General features: G+C 48.3%; 18 protein-coding genes. All 18 read left to right on the forward strand.

The features are described 5' to 3' along the window. Positions 1-160 precede the first annotated feature (160 nt). The 18 genes from addB (at position 161) to era (ending at position 20,106) form a co-directional block, all read left to right on the forward strand. Positions 161-3,691 carry a helicase-exonuclease AddAB subunit AddB gene (gene addB, locus FHS17_RS00430; RefSeq protein WP_167272408.1) on the forward strand — a complete coding sequence of 1,177 codons (3,531 nt, stop codon included), beginning with the start codon at positions 161-163 and terminating at the stop codon, positions 3,689-3,691. Then, complete coding sequence (addA, locus tag FHS17_RS00435; protein WP_167272410.1) at positions 3,675-7,484, forward strand: helicase-exonuclease AddAB subunit AddA; 3,810 nt, start codon at positions 3,675-3,677, stop codon at positions 7,482-7,484. The genes addB and addA overlap by 17 nt, the downstream gene beginning before the upstream one ends. Before the next feature lie 155 nt (positions 7,485-7,639). Further along, complete coding sequence (locus tag FHS17_RS00440; RefSeq protein WP_167272413.1) at positions 7,640-8,233, forward strand: hypothetical protein; 594 nt, start codon at positions 7,640-7,642, stop codon at positions 8,231-8,233. A gap of 50 nt (positions 8,234-8,283) precedes the next feature. Continuing rightward, entirely contained in the window at positions 8,284-8,691 is a 408-nt protein-coding gene (locus FHS17_RS30330; protein WP_243865141.1) for a hypothetical protein, read from the forward strand. Between the two features lie 119 nt (positions 8,692-8,810). Then, the gene (locus FHS17_RS00450) at positions 8,811-9,164 is read left to right on the forward strand and encodes a histidine triad nucleotide-binding protein (RefSeq protein WP_167272415.1); all 354 of its coding nucleotides are present in this window, start codon (positions 8,811-8,813) and stop codon (positions 9,162-9,164) included. Between the two features lie 90 nt (positions 9,165-9,254). After that, a complete protein-coding gene (gene rpsU, locus FHS17_RS00455) occupies positions 9,255-9,428 on the forward strand; it encodes a 30S ribosomal protein S21 (RefSeq protein ID WP_005547957.1) in 174 nt (57 codons plus the stop codon). Positions 9,429-9,443: 15 nt separating this feature from the next. Next, a complete protein-coding gene (locus FHS17_RS00460; RefSeq protein WP_167272418.1) occupies positions 9,444-9,887 on the forward strand; it encodes a GatB/YqeY domain-containing protein in 444 nt (147 codons plus the stop codon). Between the two features lie 165 nt (positions 9,888-10,052). After that, a complete protein-coding gene (locus FHS17_RS00465; protein WP_243865142.1) occupies positions 10,053-11,429 on the forward strand; it encodes an NfeD family protein in 1,377 nt (458 codons plus the stop codon). A gap of 37 nt (positions 11,430-11,466) precedes the next feature. Further along, the gene (gene floA, locus FHS17_RS00470; protein ID WP_167272420.1) at positions 11,467-12,450 is read left to right on the forward strand and encodes a flotillin-like protein FloA; all 984 of its coding nucleotides are present in this window, start codon (positions 11,467-11,469) and stop codon (positions 12,448-12,450) included. A 35-nt stretch (positions 12,451-12,485) separates the two neighbouring features. Beyond that, a complete protein-coding gene (locus FHS17_RS00475) occupies positions 12,486-12,950 on the forward strand; it encodes a hypothetical protein (RefSeq protein ID WP_167272435.1) in 465 nt (154 codons plus the stop codon). A gap of 194 nt (positions 12,951-13,144) precedes the next feature. Then, positions 13,145-13,432 carry a sporulation protein YqfC gene (gene yqfC, locus FHS17_RS00480; RefSeq protein ID WP_167272438.1) on the forward strand — a complete coding sequence of 96 codons (288 nt, stop codon included), beginning with the start codon at positions 13,145-13,147 and terminating at the stop codon, positions 13,430-13,432. 2 nt (positions 13,433-13,434) lie between these two features. After that, complete coding sequence (gene yqfD, locus FHS17_RS00485; RefSeq protein ID WP_167272442.1) at positions 13,435-14,628, forward strand: sporulation protein YqfD; 1,194 nt, start codon at positions 13,435-13,437, stop codon at positions 14,626-14,628. After that, positions 14,625-15,605, forward strand: a complete 981-nt coding sequence (locus tag FHS17_RS00490; protein ID WP_167272447.1) for a PhoH family protein — start codon at positions 14,625-14,627, stop codon at positions 15,603-15,605. The genes yqfD and FHS17_RS00490 overlap by 4 nt, the downstream gene beginning before the upstream one ends. Before the next feature lie 17 nt (positions 15,606-15,622). Further along, positions 15,623-17,863 (forward strand): HD family phosphohydrolase, encoded by a 2,241-nt coding sequence (locus tag FHS17_RS00495; protein ID WP_167272451.1) that lies wholly within the window; start codon positions 15,623-15,625, stop codon positions 17,861-17,863. 5 nt (positions 17,864-17,868) lie between these two features. Next, positions 17,869-18,366 (forward strand): rRNA maturation RNase YbeY, encoded by a 498-nt coding sequence (ybeY, locus tag FHS17_RS00500; protein ID WP_167272455.1) that lies wholly within the window; start codon positions 17,869-17,871, stop codon positions 18,364-18,366. Continuing rightward, the gene (locus FHS17_RS00505) at positions 18,366-18,728 is read left to right on the forward strand and encodes a diacylglycerol kinase family protein (protein WP_167272459.1); all 363 of its coding nucleotides are present in this window, start codon (positions 18,366-18,368) and stop codon (positions 18,726-18,728) included. Before ybeY ends, FHS17_RS00505 begins: the two co-directional genes overlap by 1 nt. Before the next feature lie 23 nt (positions 18,729-18,751). Then, complete coding sequence (gene cdd, locus FHS17_RS00510; protein WP_167272466.1) at positions 18,752-19,183, forward strand: cytidine deaminase; 432 nt, start codon at positions 18,752-18,754, stop codon at positions 19,181-19,183. 8 nt (positions 19,184-19,191) lie between these two features. Next, the gene (era, locus tag FHS17_RS00515; RefSeq protein ID WP_167272475.1) at positions 19,192-20,106 is read left to right on the forward strand and encodes a GTPase Era; all 915 of its coding nucleotides are present in this window, start codon (positions 19,192-19,194) and stop codon (positions 20,104-20,106) included. The last annotated feature ends 11 nt before the right edge of the window (positions 20,107-20,117 follow it).

Consider the following 20,117-nt stretch of genomic DNA (forward strand, 5'->3'; position numbering starts at 1 on the left):
GGCTAATATCGATTCTTTAAATCGTCTTATAAGCTCGATATGTTTAAGCTTAAAAGTTAGCATAACTTCCAGAACATACGTTTGTCGTTTGAATGAAAAAGAACTGCCGATATGGTAGAATAATAGATTATGAGATGGAATCGGAAAGGAAGGTCTGGGGATGGGGCTTCGATTTGTGTTAGGCCGTTCAGGAACGGGGAAAACCACATTTTGCCTGGATGCCATTCGGGCAAAACTGCAGCGTGAACCGGATGGAGCGCCGCTTATTATGCTCGTGCCGGAGCAAGCTACTTTCCAGACAGAGTACGCCTTGCTGAGAGGAACCGAGCTAAGCGGGACTATACGTGCTCAAGCACTGAGCTTCCGGCGTCTAGCCTTTCGTGTGATGCAGGAAACAGGCGGCACTGCGCTTATACCGATCAGCGATAACGGCAAGCATATGATGCTGTTCAAGATCATTCACCGCCTAGGCAAGCAGCTGGAATTGTTTCAGAATGGTGCCGGGCAGCCAGGCTTTATTGAACGGCTTGGAGAATTGCTCACAGAGTGGAAACGCTACGGCATTGATGCAGATTTATTAAAAGCAAAGACAGCTTCAGTAGAGGACGCTTCGCTTCTCAATCGCAAGCTGCATGACCTGCGCTTGGTCTATGATAAATTAGAGCTGGAATTAAGCGGATTATATATTGACTCCGAAGACTATTTAACGCAGTTGATCGCAAGTTACGCTTCCGCTCCTGCCATGCGTGGCGCTGAGCTGTGGATTGACGGGTTCCATGGCTTTACACCAAAGGAATATGAAGCATTGGGAGCGTTGATCGCTTCTTCTGCGGAGGTAACTGTAGCTCTGACGCTGGACCGTCCTTACGACGAGGGTGAAGTGCCGCATGAGCTGGAGCTGTTCCATCCTACGGCCGAAACATATGGGAAGCTGCTGGCCTTGGCTGCACAGGCAGGCGTAACGGTACAGGAGACGGTTGTTCTTAGTGAAGGAGTGCCGTCCAGATTTGGAGGCAGTCCAATGCTGGCACATTTGGAGAAGCATTATGGAGGCAGGACGCCGATGCTTCTGCCGGATAAGAAGCTTCTTGCCGTGCAGAATCCCGCATGCGGAGTATCTCTTCATGCATCTGCGAACCGGAGAGCGGAAGTTGAAGCAGCCGCTAGGGATATGGTGCGAAGAGCACGAGAGGATGGACTGCGTTGGCGCGATATGGCCGTTATGGTGCGTAATGCGACAGACTATACAGATTATATTCAAACGATATTTGATGACTATCAAATTCCTTATTTCCTTGACCAAAAGAACAATACCGTTCATCATCCGCTCGTCGAATTTATTCGTTCGGCGCTGGAGACCGTGCTTCATGGCTGGCATTATGAGGCTGTTTTCCGCTGTATTAAGACAGAGCTGTTATTCCCGATTGATGGGAGCATGTCCAGAGAGCTGTTCGACCGGCTGGAGAATTACGTTCTTGCCGCGGGTGTAGACGGCTGGAAATGGCTTGACCGCTCCAGGTGGCAGCCGTTAATGCAGCAATCGTTGGAAGATGAACCTGAGACGGCAGCAGAGCCAAGCGCCAAAGCTAAACGCGAGTTTAATGCTGTGCTGGCTGCAAGAGAGGCTATTGTGCCTCCACTTCGCCGATTTGAACAAGCTCTGAAAAAAGCACCAAACGTAAAGGTCATGTGTGAAGCGCTGTATCGTCTGCTAGACCACTCTGATGCAGCAGATCGTCTGGAGCGCTGGAGCCGTGAGGACAGCGCTGCAGGGCGCACACAGCGTGCTAGGGCCCATCGTCAGCTGTGGGACGGCGTGATGCAACTGCTCGACCAGCTCGTTGAGATGGTTGGTGATGAGGAGATGCCGCCTGAGCTGTTCGCTGGCATGATAGAGACAGGCCTTGAGAATTTGAAACTGGCCGCAGTTCCACCTGCCCTAGATCAGGCGCTGATCGGCAGTATGGACCGGACTCGTTCTGGGGATGTAAAGATTTGTTATGTGCTTGGCGCTAATGACGGTGTAATGCCGATGCGTATTCAAGAGGACGGTGTGTTGACCGAGCAGGAACGGGAGCGGCTGGCTGATGAAGGGCTTGTTATGGCTCCAGGCGTCCGACGACGCCTCTTGGATGAACGCTTTTTGATTTATAATGCTTTAACCACACCAAGCGCTCATCTGTGGATCAGCTGGGCGCAGGCAGACGAAGAAGGCAAAAGCCTTCTACCTTCCGAAGTGATTCGACAGGTTAAGCAGCTGTTCCCTGGCATCCCTGTCTATCAGGCCGCTGGTGAGCCTTCTCCTGGAATGGAAGAAGACGAGCAGCGCTCCTATATTGAGCATCCACAGCGGACGCTAGCCTATTTGATCACCGAACTTCGAGCTTGGCGGCAAGGAGCGGACATCGCACCTTTCTGGTGGGATATGTACAACTGGTATGCGATCCGTCCGGAATGGCAGGACAAACTTCAACTGCTTAATGCATCGCTCAGCTACTCCAACCAAGAGCAGGAGCTCACGTTGGCAACGGCGGAACAGCTGTATGGCACAAGACTCAGGGCAAGTGTATCTCGGATGGAGCGGTTCGTGTCCTGTCCGTTTCAACATTTTGCAATTCATGGCCTACGACTTCGAGAACGGCAGATGTATCGGCTGGAAGCGCCGGATGTCGGGCAACTGTTCCATGCGGCACTCAGCCGCTTAGCAGGAGGTCTTGGTCAACGCTGGGGCTCGATGCCGGAAGGACAGATTCGTGAAGCGGCAGCCAAAACTGTTGATGAACTTGCTCCAAGGCTGCAATCACAAATTTTGCTCAGCAGCGGCAGATTTCAATATATCGCTCGCAAGCTGAAGGAGATTGTTGCACAAGCAGCCGTGATCTTAAGTGAACATTCGCGCAGAGCGCAGTTCCAGCCTGTTGGGCTGGAGGTTGATTTTGGTCCGGATGGAACACTTCCCTCGCTTATCATTCCGCTGAATAATGGTGGAACGATGGAGATTATTGGCCGTATTGACCGCGTAGATGCCGCTGAGACAGAGGAAGGGCTGTTGCTGCGTGTGCTCGACTATAAGTCCAGCTCCACACAGCTGAGGCTGGAAGAAGTGGCATTTGGCCTGTCGCTGCAGATGCTCACTTATTTGGATGTGCTTGTTACTCATGCTTCAGAATGGCTAGGTAAGCCGGCATCACCTGCTGGTGTGCTTTATTTCCATGTTCATAATCCTATGCTTGCCGTATCGAACGGCTTGTCCGGAGCTGAAGTTAATGCAAGAATGTTGAAAAAGTTCAAGACACGTGGTCTTATAACTTCAGAGGCGGAGACTGCACGATTAATGGACGACCAGCTGGAATCCGGTTATTCGGAGATTCTGCCCATTGCACTTAAGCGTGACGGTGGATTTTACAGCAGCTCTTCCGTTGTAACCGACGAACAGTGGGATACCCTTCGAAGTTCCGTTAGACGTACTATCGGCCGGATTGGCTCAGAGATTGGCTGCGGGAAAGTATCCATTGAACCATACCGTCTCGGAACCAAGTCGCCGTGTCAATATTGCGATTATAAGCCGGTATGCCAATTTGATCCGTTATTTGACGGCAATGAATATATGAAGCTTGGTAAGCTCTCGGAAGAAGAAATATGGCAGCAGCTGCATGGAGAGGAGGAGATAATTCGTGGAAACGACGACTAGTGTGCCGGCAAAACCGGAGAACAGTACATGGACAGATGACCAGTGGCGCGCGATTGTGACTGAAGGGTCGGATGTTCTGGTCGCAGCAGCAGCTGGTTCTGGTAAGACAGCTGTTCTAGTAGAACGGATTATCCGGAAGATCTCTTCCTTCTCTGATGTTGACAGACTTCTTGTTGCTACGTTTACGAAAGCCGCGGCAGCCGAGATGAAGGACCGAATCAGGATCGCGCTGGAAAAGGAGCTCGAGCGGCAGCCGGATTCCGAGCATTTGCGGAGGCAGCTTGCCCTTATGAACAGGGCGTCGATTACGACACTTCACTCTTTTTGCCTGGACGTCATTCGCCGGTATTATCCGCTCATTGGGCTTGACCCTGGCTTCCGGATTGCGAACGAAACGGAAAGTGAACTGATGCGGATTGACGTGCTTGATCAGTTGTTTGAGGAGAAATATGAGGGTGCTGGTGACGAAGGTGCATTCCTGCGACTAGCGGACCGTTACGGCGGAGAACGCGGCGATGAACCCTTATACAGGCTGGTTCAGCAGCTATATGACTTCGCTCAAAGCCATCCGTGGCCTGAGCATTGGCTTCGTCAGACAGCTGCGAGTTTTGCGGTGAACAATGTAGAGGAGCTTCGCAGCAGCCCGTGGGTGGCAAGTCTCCGGTCTGATGTGGAGATGGCATTGTCAGGAGCCGCTTCCTTATTGAATCAAGCCATGAATTTGACCAGAGAACCTGCCGGACCAGCACCTTATGCTGCAACCTTCGAAGAGGATCTTGGACTCGTGAAAGGGCTCTCGGAGACGGTACGTATGCTCCCTTGGGAGTTGTGGTTTGAGTCATTCCAATCGATTCAATTCGGCAAGCTTAAGGCCATGCGCGGCGATGACTATGATAAATCCATGCAGGAACAGGCCAAAGAGCTTCGCGACAATGCGAAAAAGCTGGTCAGCTCACTTGCTGATGAGTTGTTTGGCCGCTCTGCAGAGGAATTTGCTGACGAGCTGCAAGAGCTCTCACCACTGATGGGGGCTTTGTCTGAGCTTGTTATTGAGTTCGGACAAAGATATGAAGCAGCTAAACGGGCTAAAGGACTGCTTGATTTCGGCGATCTAGAACATTATTGCCTGCGAATATTGCGGGCACCGGAATCGACGCCTGAAGTAACGGCTCCATCGTCAGCCGCGCTTGAATATCAACGCCAATTTGATGAGATCCTGCTCGATGAGTATCAGGATACGAACATGGTGCAGGAGGCAATCGTATCTCTGATCGCGAATCCGAATACAGGTAATCGCTTTATGGTAGGCGATGTTAAGCAGAGTATTTACCGGTTCCGTCTTGCGGAGCCCAATTTGTTCATGAGTAAGTATAAAAATTACGGAGCACCTGGTGGAGATGGTCTGCGCATTGACCTTGCCCGCAATTTCCGAAGCCGGCTTGAAGTCGTTGATGGAGTTAACGACGTGTTCCGCGCCATTATGCGGGAATCCGTTGCAGAGATGGATTATGACACACGGGCTGAGCTTGTATGCGGCGCCTTATATCCTGAGCCAGAACAGGCTGGACGATTTGCCGTGGAGCTCGCGGTTATTGATAAGGCAGGCTCTCCTGAATCTGAGGATAATCAGGCGTCAGCGGATTCCGAAGAGGATACTGAGAAGGGATCAAGCGGAGCTGAATCAGTCGAAGAGCTTCAAACTGCGCAATTGGAGGCTCGTCTCATTGCCCGTCAAATTAGAACGCTGCTTGATGAGGGCTTCCGTGTCTACGATGGTAAGAAGCGAGAAAGCCGTCCAATGGAATGGCGTGATATCGTTATCTTGCTGCGTGCTACCCAGCAGTGGGCACCTGTTATCATTGAGGAGCTTCAAGCTGCGGGCATTCCAGGATATGCGGAACTCAGCAGCGGGTATTTTGATGCAACAGAAGTTGAGACGATATTATCCCTGCTTCGTGTAATCGATAATCCGTATCAAGATATTCCGCTGGCGGGTACGCTCCGATCACCAATCTTTGGGCTTAATGCCGAGGAGCTTGCGCTCATTCGAATTGGTGCAATTCATGACACTTATTATGATGCAGTGCTGCAGGCGGCTGGCGATCTGCTGCTTCCTGAGGAGCTAAGACGCAAGCTGTCGCTGTTCCTGGATCGGTTGGACCGTTGGCGGAATGACGCAAGACAAGGCTCTTTAGCAGATTTGATCTGGAGTATCTATCGGGAGACGGGTTATTATGATTTTGCCGGCGGACTTCCGGGAGGGATACAGCGGCAGGCAAACTTAAGGGCCTTACATGACCGTGCCCGCCAATATGAGGCAACTTCATTCCGTGGTTTATTCCGGTTCCTGCGGTTTGTTGAACGGATGCGTGACAGCGGTGGAGATCTAGGCACAGCAAGGGCGCTTGGTGAGCAGGAGAATGTTGTGCGCATCATGTCCATTCATAAGAGTAAAGGTCTGGAATTCCCGGTTGTGTTTGTTGCAGGATTAGGCAAGAACTTTAATCAGCAGGATTTGCGAAGTGCCTTTCTAAAGCATAAGCAGCTTGGATTTGGTCCTAAATTTATTGATCCGGAGAAGCGTGTCAGTTATCCAGCCTTGCCTTTCTTGGCTATTCGTCGACGTATGCGGATGGAGATGCTCGCGGAAGAAATGCGGATCCTGTATGTTGCTTTAACACGCCCTAAGGAAAAAATGTTCCTAATTGGTACAGTGTCGGATGCTGCTGCGAAGCTTCGCCGCTGGCAATCGGCTACGGATTCAGCCGGGAATATTTCAGATTTCCGGCTTAGCACGGCTTCAACCTTCCTAGATTGGCTTGGTCCACTTGCTGCTTCTTCTTTTAATCAATTGCCTGATGATTTTATCTCCGGTGAGGAAGAATCACGTTTACTGCAATGGAGGGCTGGTGTTGTTGAGGCGGCAATGTTGGGCCTTGAAGTCGCTGTAGGTACAGAGCAGCCAACAGACGCGGATCAAGAGCGGGAGGATCGGCTCCAAGGGGTGTTGTCATTAGCACAGCTTGATCAAGTGGAAGTCGACGAGGAGCTCCGTATTCGGTTGGAGTGGCAGTATAGCCATCAAGCGTCCACAGTCGTAGCTGCAAAAACTTCGGTTACTGAGATGAAACGTCTTCATTCAGAAATCTATGAGGAAGCGGAGTCTCTGATCCCTGCAGTCATTACTGAGCAGGATAATAGCACAAAGAATGCAGGAGGCGGAAGCTACACATTCCGTTTAAGACGACCTCGGTTCATGGAGGAAGCGGCATTAACAGCTGCTGAGAAGGGAACAGTCAGCCATTTGCTTATGCAGCATATTCCCCTTACTGGTGACGTAAGTGTAGCTGAGCTGGAGACGATGCTCAGCGATATGATCGCACGAAGACTGCTAACGACAAGACAGGCGGAATCGATTGATTTGCCTGCTGTTGCTTCTTTCTTCGATACGGATATTGGCCAGCGATTAGTCGCTGCTGATTGGGTTCGCAGGGAAGTGCCGTTCAGTTGTATGTTTCCGGCTCATCGTGTGTACCCAAGCCTTTCTGCGGATGCCGCCGGCGAACCGGTGCTTATTCAAGGCGTTATCGACTGTTTGTTTGAAGACGCGGATGGGGTTGTGCTGCTAGATTACAAAACCGATCGAATCTATATGAAGCAGTGGGAGCAGGCAGCCGAACGTCATAGATTCCAGCTCGAGCTGTATGCCGAAGCCATTGAATCTGTCATAGGTAAACCTATTGCGGAAAGCCATGTCTTTTTCTTTGATGGAGGACAGGCGGTTCGATTATAGTTAAAACTTTCTATAGAAAGTTACATCGGAAGCATAAGCCTAGAAACTTTCTATAGAAAGTTACATCGGAAACATTAACCTAAAAACTTTCCAGCAGGAAAGTTTTTAGGTATCATACATATGCATTGCTCAATGATTAGGAAGGATGGACATTCATGGAACAGGAACATCAATCGAAGAAACGGTCATATGCGTTGCCGATCACGTTACTGCTGCTTGTATTCAGTCTCACCGGTAACGTTTTCTTGTACTCGCAATCACTGCAAGGGGAACAAAACGATAAGTATGACAAAGGTATTGCGATAATCGGATCAGCGACTAAAGCCTCCGCTTATTATCAGGCTGTATTGGATAATGCCGGAGCTTTACTTGATGGTAAAGATACTGAGGCGGGGACGGTTATCCGGAATGCCTCTGGCTTAGTTGAGTTTTTACAGCAATCACACAGCTTTGACGAGAGTAAGTTTGATTCCGATCAAGTGTATGACTATATCATTGATGTCAATAATTCGCTCCAATACATTAATGAGCAGGATGGAACACTAACAGAGGCTGAAGCTAGCTATTTGAAATCTTTGAAGGACGTTTATGCGTCACAGCTGGCGGTTTTGGATCAGTTTCAATTTGAAGCAGCCAAGTCTCGCAGCGGTTCTATCCAGATTGGAGCTGGTATCGGGTGGCTTGATATTCCGAAGCAGCTTGAGCAGTCAATAAGCGGGCATTCTAGCATGAAATATCCAGCCCAGTAGCCAAATGCCCAGTCCTGCATACGATGGTAGCAGACGGGAGGCTCACAAAGATGGAGAAAAGCAAGAAGGAAAAAGGAAAGTCATCAGAGGTAAAACCGGTCGCTTCCAAGCCTGCTTCAATTGCTCCTACGAAGGTGGAGAATCAAGCCCCTGTAGCAGAAGCAGCAATAGCCGTGCAGCAAAAGCAGTCGCTGCAAGATCATTGTTCCGCGCATATGCACCGGTATGTACTTGCTCAAACGCATGACGGCTGGTGTATTGATGGGATTGTTGAGTATGTGGATGACAAATATGTCTGTTTGGCCGTACCATGCAGCGGGTCGTTGGGCTGGGATGCCAGAGCTTTTGTACCATACCCTGGACTGTACCCTTATCCGTATTATCCAAGAGGACGGTTTTATCGTCAGGTGCTGCCACTCACAGGTTTGCTTGCCCTGTCGCTGCTGCCATTTTATTAAAAAGGATGCAATACCGGCTCACGAACGCGGCTGCGTTCTGACCGGCGTCCACCGATTGGACGAGCATACCTGTTATCGGTTATAATATTGGAATAGTATGGATGAAGGGAGGGGCATATTTGGATTGCATTTTTTGCAAAATTATCGAAGGCTCCATTCCTTCGAGTAAAGTGTACGAAACCGAGAACGTAATCGCATTCAAAGATATTCAGCCTGCGGCTCCTGTACATATATTGATTATTCCCAAAAAACATATTCCTACGATGAACGATGTAACTGAAGAGGATGATTCGGTTATCGCGGAATTGTTCGCAGCAGCGCGAGAAATCGCTAAGCAGCAAGGAATTGCCGAGTCTGGTTATCGGCTGATTAATAATGTGAATAGTGATGGCGGTCAGGTCGTATATCATTTACACATCCATTTATTAGGTGGAGAGAAGCTAGGATCGTTAGTAGGAAATAGTGTAAGTTGACACTTCATTTTGTTTTGTCTTATAATGAAATTTGATAAACCGTGTTTATTTAATGCTCTGGACGGTCTGTTTCGGAGGGAGGGAAAACTGGTGTCTGAAACTAAAGTTCGCAAAAACGAAACTATTGATGCTGCGCTTCGCCGCTTTAAACGTTCCATCGCTAAAGATGGTGTTTTGGCTGAGGTGAAAAAACGCAAGCATTATGAAAAGCCAAGTGTTAAGCGCAAGAAGAAGTCTGAGGCTGCGCGTAAGAGAAAGTTTTAGGAGGATCCTTCCATAATGAACCTGAGCGATAGATTGACCGACGATATGAAGCAAGCCATGAAGAATCAGGACAAGTTCAAGTTGACGACGATTCGTATGATTCGCGCGGCAATTAAAAATTTGGAGATTGATTTGAAGCGTCCTCTTGAGGATACTGAAGTGGTAGATATACTCAGTCGTGAGATCAAACAACGTAAAGATTCCCTCCAAGAATTTAGCAAAGCCGGCAGAGATGATCTGGTTACAGATCTTTCAGCAGAAATTGAAATTATTAGTCAATACCTTCCCGTTCAGCTGACCGAAGAAGAGATTAAAGCGATTGTAACGCAGACCATCCAGGAACTCGGTGCTTCTTCTAAAGCCGAGATGGGAAAAGTCATGGGTGCGCTTTTGCCAAAAACAAAAGGGCGCGCTGATGGTAAACTAGTAAATCAATATGTACAACAATTTCTGCAATAACTATATGTTCGGACGGAGACACCCCTTAACAGGGGTGTTTTTGCTTTTAGCTAGACATTCCCTTTAAGAGTGGCTAAGCTATTTTCACGTAGATGTGACAATTTTGAAACATAATGTACATATAAGCGTATAAACGGTTACTGATTGAAAAGGAGGAGCGACACTTTGCAAACGAAACGTTGGCATAGATCGGCTGTCATTTGGCCGCTTCTGATGCTCGTCTCACTGCTGCTTGCGACCGTTGGAGGGCTGCTGTCAGGGGGCAAGGCTGTGCAAGGCGCTGAAGCGGGAAGCATAGGTCCCGCCGTATACGTCGTGCCGGTTAAGCAGTCGGTTGAGTCAGGACTCAAGTCCTTCTTGGAAAGGGCGTATAAAGAAGCGGCAGAGGCTAAAGCAGAAAGAGTCGTGCTTGTCATTAATACATTTGGCGGAGAAGTGACAAGCGCCGAGGAAATCGGAGAGCTGATCCGCAAGAGCAAAATTCCTACAACCGCTTTCGTTGAAGGGAAGGCTGTATCGGCAGGCACGTATATTGCGCTTAATGCGGAAAATATCGTGATGGAACCACAGAGTACAATTGGTGCTGCAGCAGTTGTGGATGGTTCAGGAAAGCTCATTGAAAGTCCAAAGGTTATATCCTTCTGGGTGAAAACGATGAGGGATGCAGCCGAGCTGAATGGACGTAATCCAGATATTGCAGCTGCGATGGTTGATCAGAAATTTGTGTTATCTATGCCAGAGATCAGTCAAATTAAGGAAGCTGGACAGATTCTCACTTTAACCGCAGATGAGGCGATTAAAGTAGGCTATGCGGAGCACAAAGCGCAGTCGGTTGAAGAGACAATCAAATGGCTTGGTCTTGATAACCGGGATCGCATTGATCTAAAGCCTTCAGTAGCTGAGAAGATTGCAACGTGGCTGGTGAATCCTCTAGTTATGACAGTACTCTTCACATTGGGTATTGCAGGTATTGCCATTGAGCTGTTTGTTCCTGGCTTTGGCATTCCGGGGCTAGTCGGGATTTTATCCTTTGGTTTGTATTTCTTTGGTCATTATGTAGCTGGATTTGCAGGAATGGAGTCTGTTGTACTATTCGTGATAGGTATAGCCCTATTGGTCGTAGAGCTCTTTGTACCAAGCTGGGGTGTACTTGGCATCATCGGCAGTGTCTCGCTAGTTGCAGGCGTTCTGACGGCGGCTTCCAGCCCAATCACAGCTTTTGTCTCGCTGGTCATCGCATTGGCAGTAGCATCGATCGTTCTGTACTTCGTCGTTCGCAAATATAAAGACAGAGGCATCTGGAACAAATTTATTTTGCGCGAGAAGCTGACTACGGATAAAGGCTATCTGTCCGCGGAAACAAAGGATGAACTTCTTGGTAAGGAAGGTGTAGCTATTACGCCGCTTCGTCCCGCAGGAACGATTCTGATCGGCGAGAACCGGATTGATGTCGTAACTTCAGGTGAATTTGTTGCTTCAGGCAAGACAGTGAAGGTCATTAAGACCGAAGGGACCTGGGTTGTCGTAAGAGAAGTAGTATAGGATAATAAGAAAAAAATGACATGGAGGGTTATACCAAATGGATCCGATTGTATCCGTATTAATTATTGTAGTAGTTGCGATTATTGTTCTCTCCGTATTTTTAAGCTTTTTCCCGATTATGCTGTGGATCTCGGCCCTTGCTTCGGGCGTAAGAATCGGTATTATCACACTCGTTGCTATGCGTCTTCGCCGCGTAGTACCTAGCAGGATCGTGAACCCGTTGATTAAAGCGACGAAGGCTGGACTTGGGCTTACGATTAATCAGCTTGAGAGCCATTTCCTGGCTGGTGGTAACGTTGACCGTGTAGTTAATGCACTGATTGCAGCGCAACGTGCGAACATTCCGCTCGTCTTTGAACGTGCAGCAGCGATTGACCTAGCTGGCCGTGACGTTCTGCTAGCGGTACAAATGAGCGTTAACCCGCGTGTGATCGAGACACCTATCGTAGCTGCAGTAGCAAAAAATGGGATTGAAGTGAAAGTTAAGGCGCGTGTTACGGTTCGTGCGAATATTGAACGCCTCGTCGGCGGTGCTGGTGAAGAAACGATTATCGCTCGTGTAGGTGAGGGCATTGTTACAACCGTAGGTTCTTCAGACTCTCATAAAGATGTGCTTGAGAATCCGGATATGATCTCACGTACCGTGCTTGGTAAAGGTCTGGATGCAGGTACTGCATTCGAAATTCTGTCAATTGATATTGCGGACGTCGATGTAGGTAAAAACATTGGTGCGCAGCTGCAAACCGAGCAAGCAGAAGCTGATAAACGTATCGCCCAAGCGAAAGCGGAAGAGCGTCGTGCAATGGCGGTTGCACACGAGCAAGAGATGAAAGCCCGCGTCGTTGAGATGCGTGCGAAGGTTGTTGAATCCGAATCGCAAGTACCGCTTGCGATGGCAGATGCTCTGAAATCAGGCAAAATTGGTGTAATGGATTATATGAACCTTAAAAATATTGAAGCGGATACCCAAATGCGTAATACAATTGGCAAGCCGGACACTCCTGCCGATAAAGACAACTAAGGCGCCTTGCCGCGTCGCTTGATGGAGGTGCAGGTGTGAACATAATCAGCTTTCTTTTAGAAAATATTTATTGGGTCATCGTTGTAGGTGGTGTTCTATACTCGATGTTTGGCCGTAACCGATCCAAAGCGCGCACGAACCGTATGCCAAGCTTTGGCGGTGGAAACGATCCAAATCGGGAATCCCGGCAGGAAACGCATTGGGAAGAAGAGGAAGCTGAAAGCGTAGAGCCTGCAAGGCCGATCGCTGCGAGACCTCCTTCCGAGCCGTCACAGCCGGAAGTGATCGCGTCTTATGAACGATCCTCTCAAGCGCCTGCACGCCGCCCAGAGCCGCCTCGCGCTCGTATGGCTTATGCTAGGCCGGATTTCATAGCTCCACTCCCTGAGAGCCCTAAGGAGGCTGCTACGTTGTCTCCGAAGGTTGAGGAGATGCGCAAAGCAGTAGTATGGGCTGAAATATTAGGGCCTCCGCGTTCGAAACGGCCATTTGGCAAATAAATAAGCACACTATATCCGCTGTGCGGAAGCAATTAACGACTGGCTCATGATGCCTAAACATCATGAGCCAGTCGTTTTCTATTTTTATCCATAAAGGATGACATCGTTTATCTCATAATTCACTCCGCTCAAGCATATTTTGGTACAGTACGATAATGTGCACTCGCGCGGCGGAGGGGGACAATGGATCAGATATGGGCCGTATAAACCGAAAATTACGCAAATGGACTGCCGATATATTGGATTTGCCGCAGGATGTTGTCTATGATCTGCCCCGGATGACCATGATTGGCGACCGCCAGCTTTATATCGAGAACCACCGAGGTGTTCTTCATTTCTCGAGTGAGAAGCTTAGACTGGCACTCAGCAAAGGCGAGCTCGAAGTTACAGGAACCTCGCTTGTAATACGGACAATTTGGACGGAAGAAGTATTTATAGAGGGTCAGATTAAAAGTATTGAAGTAAGGGATCAGGAGGGATAAGCATGGCTGGTCAATGGCTGCAGTGGGTGCGCGGTGTTGTTACGGTGCATATCAGGGATGGACAACCTGAAAGGCTTGTCAATCGGGCTCTCGAGGGGGGGCTCGAGTTGTCTTCCATAAGGTGGACAAGCGACGGGAAGCTGGAATTTGAACTATCCGTTGGAGATTTTTTTCGTCTTCGTCCGTTCTTAAAGGAGACAGGCTGCCGCGTTCATGTAACGAAAAGACATGGGATGCCTTTTTGGCTCATCCGGGTGGAGAAAAGAAAGTTTTTTGCTATTGGACTAGGTGTATTTTTTATCGGCATTTATTTATTGTCCTCGCTTGTCTGGTCAATAGAAGTGAAGGGGAACGTCAAGCTGACTGAGGAGCAGATCCTGGCTGCGGCCAAGCAAGAGGGGATTTTTCCAATGCAGTGGTCATTCAAATTAAAGGATAAAGATATTTTATCCAAGGAACTGGTGACTGACCTTCCCGGAGCCACGTGGGTTGGTGTGGAGAAAAAAGGGACAAGGATTATCATTCAAGTCGTTGAAGCAACAGAACCGGATAAGCCAGATCTGGAAAGTCCACGTCATCTCATAGCTTCTGATGATGCTGTAATAACGGAGATATATACCGAGAAAGGGCGGCCTGTTGTCAAGAAAAACATGAAGGTGCGTAAAGGACAAACCCTAATCTCCGGAACCATCGGAGGAGGCGAGTATACGCAATCGGTAGTCGCTAAGGGCAAAGTCCGAGGCCTTGTATGGTATGAATATAATGTGGCATCTCCTCTGACTCAGGAGGTAAAGGTATATACCGGCGAGAAGAAAACAAAGTGGTATGCTGTGATCGGCAACCGTGCACTGCAAGTCAGTGGATATGGTAAAAATCCATTTGGCACCTCCGAGGATGTTGTCTATGAGGAGCAAGCGGCTTGGCGTAATTGGAAGCTGCCATTTGGGCGTTTGAAGAAGACAATTATGGAGGTTCGTACCGACGTAAGGGAGCTTACTGTCGAAGAAGCAAAAAATAACGGCATGCTTGAGGCAAAAGCAGATGTGATGCAGAAAGCTGGCAGCGACGCTGTCGTATTAAAGGAAATTGTTTTGCATGAAAACTCGGACAATGGTAAAGTTTATATGAAAGTTCTTTTTGAAGTGGAGCAATCAATCGTAGAAGAGATGCCACTAGTCCAGATGCAAGGAGAATGAGGTTGTTGCAGAGTGAAGCAAAAGTAGTCAAAATTCCGCTCCAGAATGCCGTAGAGGGTTTGGCCGTATTTGGCCCCCAAGATAAGTTTCTTAAGCTCGTGCAGCAGCAGATGGAGTCAACTCTATCTTCTCGCGAAGCGGAAATTGTCATTTCCGGTCCGGTGAAAGAGGTGGAATCACTAGAGCAGTTCTACAATGTGCTGCTACAGCTCGTCCGCGGTGGATATATTCCTTCGGAGAGAGATATCACCTATGCGCTAGATCTAGCACGCGACATGCAAGCGGAAGAATTGCTCGATTTGCTTAAAGCTGAAATTACGACGACTTACAGAGGTAAGCCGATTCGCGTGAAGACGATCGGTCAGCGCCATTATGTGAAGACGATCAAGAAGCAGGATATCGTGTTTGGGATCGGACCTGCAGGTACCGGTAAAACCTATCTTGCGGTTGTTCTAGCTGTGGCGGCCCTTAAAGAAGGCTCTGTTAAAAAAATAATACTGACTCGTCCTGCCGTAGAGGCCGGTGAAAGTCTAGGCTTCCTGCCAGGCGACCTGCAAGAGAAGGTTGACCCTTATTTGCGACCGCTTTATGATGCGCTTCATGATGTCCTTGGCCCTGATCAAACGGTGAAGGCATTCGAACGTGGTACAATCGAGATCGCACCACTTGCGTATATGCGCGGCCGTACACTTGATGATGCCTTTATAATTTTGGACGAAGCACAAAATACGACTCCAGAGCAAATGAAGATGTTCCTGACTAGGCTCGGATTTGGTTCGAAGATGGTTATCACAGGCGACGTAACGCAAATCGATTTGCCGCGGGGCAAAAACTCGGGTCTCATCGAAGCGCAGCGCATTCTAAGAGATATTGAGGAAATTGGTTTCATTCATTTCACAGAGCAAGACGTCGTTCGCCATTCCTTGGTTCAAAAAATAATCGTGGCATACAACTGGGACGCTGAAAACAAAGCATAGAGAGGAATGTCCGCTCCATGAATCAGACTCAGGCCGGTAAACAAGCTTACCAGCAGCGGGAGAAGCCGGCTGGCTGGAAACAGAGCGCGGCTGTACGTTACTTGCTATTATTTATGTTCGTGCTGTTATTTTATTTCAGCCTTGCGCCGCATGTGGTGCCAGAAACTTATGACATTCAAGTGGATGCACCAAGTGATAAAGATATAGCAGCACCACATCAAATTTTTGATAGCAAAGCAACACTTGAAGCGCAGGAAGAGGCGGCGAATAAGATTGATTCGATTTACTCGAACGTCGCCCTGCGCAACGAACAGCTGATTGATCAGATTTTTGTCCGGATTGAGCAATTGAATCTGGATGATCAAGTGACGGTACAGAACAAGGTTGAAATTTACCGGAATGAGATTCCCGGTAAATACAGTACGTTCGCAGATAATTTCGTCAAGATGAATATGGGCTCCGATAAATACAGCGATACGTTGCTTGATGAAATGACGAAGGTGATCAAGGAGCAGGTCTATACGATCCCGGAGGAGACATTCTACAAGCTTCCTAACTTATCGCTAGACCAATTGGAAGAAATGCGTACCGTTGGTCTAGATGTCGTTCGCAAGCTGATGAGTGAACAGCTGCGTGATGCAGAAACGGCACGGACGAAGGTTGCTGAGCTTGTTAACGCAAGTTCCTTAACCAATCGTACAAGCCGGGAAATTGTGCAGGAATTGGCCCGTTTTACGATTATGCCAAACCGGTTCCTTGATCAACAAGCTACCGACGAAGCGAAGATTCTGGCGAAGCAGAATACGCCTCAGGTTGTAATCAAGGAAGGCGATCTCATCGTGAAACGCGGAGAGATTATTACGCCTGAAATGTATGAGCTGTTGAAAGAATCTGAACTGCTGCAGGATAAACGGAACTATTGGCCGCAGCTTGGTCTGCTGCTAATGTCCGTAATGATCATTGTCGGCCTGTACACCTATCTGCATCAATATAGCGGCAGCAGCGGCACGAAGCCAAGCTACAGCAATACTCATTTGCTGATGCTGTGGCTCATTTATTTGATTAATATCATTACGATGCAAGTTATCTCACTTACACAAACAGACTCGGCTCCTTACGCAGGTTATTTGGCGCCGGCTGCGCTGGGTACGATGTTAATTACGCTGCTGCTTGATGTGCATCTTGCTTTAATAAGCTCCGTTTTGTTTGCGATAGCAGGAAGTATTATACTGAATACACAAACAGGGCAAATTTTCGATTTCCAATATGGTTTTGTCATCATCGTTGTTTCCCTAGCGGCGATCTTCTCGATCCATCGGGCAAGCCAGCGGTCCACGATTCTGAAAGCCGGCATTATGGTCAGCTTGTTTGGCTCGCTAGCCGTATTGTCGTTAATGCTCCTGACGGAACAGCTGGAACAAGGACCGTTAGTGTACTCACTCGCATTCGCTTTCGCTAGTGGATTGTTAACCGCTATTCTTGTGATTGGTCTTATGCCATTCTTTGAAATTACGTTTGGTATATTGTCTGCCTTGAAGCTGGTAGAGCTCTCTAATCCGAATCATCCGCTGCTGCGCAAGCTGTTAACAGAGACGCCGGGAACTTATCACCACAGTGTTATGGTAGGCAACTTGGCTGAAGCGGCTGCTGAGGCTATTGGTGCGGATGGGCTGCTCTGCCGCGTCGGTTCCTATTACCACGATATCGGCAAGACGAAACGGCCAAGCTATTTTATCGAGAATCAGACTAACATGGAGAATCCTCATGATACGATTGAGCCGAAGCTGAGTAAATCGATCATTGTGGCGCATGCCCGTGACGGTGTGGATATGCTGAAGTCGCAAAATCTTCCGAAGCCTATCCGCGATATTGCGGAGCAGCATCATGGAACAACCTCGCTGAAGTTTTTCTACTTCAAAGCGCTTAAACAGGCCGAGGAGCAGGGGATCCAAGCAAACTTCACCGAAGACGACTATCGTTATCCGGGTCCAAAAGCACAATCAAAGGAAGCGGCTATCGTTGGTCTTGCCGATTGTGTTGAGGCTGCTGTCCGAAGCCTGAGAAGCCCAACAGTGGAACAGGTAGAGGCAATGATTCAGAAGATTATTAAAAGTCGGGTAGATGACAATCAATATAATGAATGCGATCTGACAATGAAAGAGCTTGATAAAATCGCTCATTCCTTGAAGGAAAGTGTAATTGGCATATTCCACTCGCGCATTGAATATCCGGAAGATGTAAAACCAAAGGAGCGTTAACTTTCATGAGCTTGCAATTAGACTGGAGCAATGAACAAGACAAAATTGAAATTCCTGATCAATGGATTGAGAGGTTAGAACAGCTTCTTCAGATCGCCGGCGAGATGGAAGGACTGACGGATGGTGAAGTGACTCTGACGTTTACTGATAACGAGCAGATTCATCAGCTTAACCGTGAATACCGCGCAATCGACCGTCCTACGGATGTACTGTCATTTGCCATGCAGGATGACGGAACAGAAGAGCTCGACATTATTTTTGAGGTGGAGAGTGAGGACGAAGTAGATCCAATCTCCGGCATGCTTGGCGATATTGTCATTTCCGTTGAGAAAGCACAGGAGCAAAGTGAGGATTATGGTCATTCATTGGAACGGGAGATTGGCTTCCTGTTCGTACATGGCTTCCTTCATTTGCTTGGCTATGATCATATGGACGATGCAGGCGAAGCCGAGATGACCGGTAAACAGGAAGCGGTCCTGCAAAAGGCAGGTTTGTCTCGTTAATGCTGAAGTTTATTCGCAGCTTGGGCTATGCTTGTTCAGGGATTGTCTTGGCAGTTCGGACACAAAGGCATATGAAGATTCATTCGATAGCCGCTGTGATTGTATGCCTAATTGGAGCGATGCTCCCGTTGACACGCTTGGAATGGGCAGTTCTGCTGCTAACTATTGCGGTAGTTATTTCCTTGGAAATGGTGAATACCGCGGTGGAAAATACCGTTGATATGGCTAGCCCTGACATTCATCCGCTTGCAAAAGCGGCGAAAGATGTGGCTGCCGGCGCTGTACTTGTTGCAGCTTGTATTGCTGTTATAATCGGGCTGCTCATTCTTGGGCCGCCCTTATGGCATTTTATCGTGAAATGATACGAAGAATAGGAGTGAGGCTCATGGCGTTCGAGGGATTATCGAAAGAGTATTCGAAATTGCTTGAAGCAGCGAAGGAGGCTATGTCGCGAGCTTACGTACCATACTCCAACTTTCGTGTAGGTGCGGCACTTCTTGACGACAGCGGCCACATTCATTATGGCTGTAATGTGGAGAATGCTGCTTATAGTCCATGTAATTGCGCTGAACGCACAGCTCTCTTCCGGGCAATTGCAGACGGTAAGCGGCCTGGACAATTTCAGGCTATTGCAGTCATGGGCGATACGGAGGGACCTATCACTCCTTGTGGTGTCTGCCGGCAGGTACTGGTCGAGCTTTGCTCACCGGATATGCCGGTTGTAATGGGCAATCTGAACGGTCACTGGAATATCATGACGGTTACAGAACTGCTTCCCGGCGCATTCACGCCGGCTTCATTAGAGAAAGGGAGTTAAAAATAAAGATGAATCAAAACACAACTTCAAGCACGAAATTCCGCTCCGGCTTTGTAGCGATTATTGGCAGGCCGAATGTAGGGAAATCGACGCTTATGAACCATTTAATCGGGCAGAAGATCGCCATTATGTCGGACAAGCCCCAGACAACTCGTAACAAAATCCATGGTGTATATACGACGGAAACATCGCAGATTGTCTTTCTCGATACGCCTGGTATTCATAAGCCTCAATCCAAGCTTGGCGATTATATGATGAAGACGGCAGAAGGCGCCTTGAAAGAGGTAGAAGCCGTGCTTTTCCTGATTGATGTAGCGGAAGGATTTGGCGGCGGCGATCGATTCATTATTGAGCAGCTCAAGAAAGTAGATACGCCAGTATTTCTTGTGATGAACAAGATCGATAAGGTACAGCCAGAGCAGCTTCTAGCAACTATTACGCAATACAAGGATATGTATCCATTTGCAGAGGTTGTGCCGATTTCGGCGCTTCAAGGTAACAATGTCGATACGCTTCTTGCACAGCTCCAGAAATATTTGCCTGAAGGACCGCAATATTATCCGGCTGATCAAATAACAGACCATCCCGAACAATTTGTCGTTTCAGAGCTGATCCGTGAGAAAATCCTGCATATGACCCGCGAAGAAATTCCGCATTCCATTGCCGTTGGTATTGAAGATATGCGTGTGCAGGAGAACGGTGTGGTGTATATTGGGGCTGTTATTTTCGTCGAGCGTGACTCTCAAAAAGGGATTATTATTGGCAAAAAAGGTGCTCTGCTTAAGGAAGTTGGCAAGCAGGCACGCCGCGATATCGAAGCATTGCTTGGATCACGTACTTTCCTGGAGCTTTGGGTCAAAGTGAAGAAGGATTGGCGCAATCAAGAGCGCGTCTTGAAGGATTTCGGATTCAGACATGATTAAGCTTTTATTGA

Origin of the sequence: Paenibacillus lupini (assembly GCF_011761355.1) — a bacterium.
GTDB classification, from domain to species: domain Bacteria; phylum Bacillota; class Bacilli; order Paenibacillales; family Paenibacillaceae; genus Pristimantibacillus; species Pristimantibacillus lupini.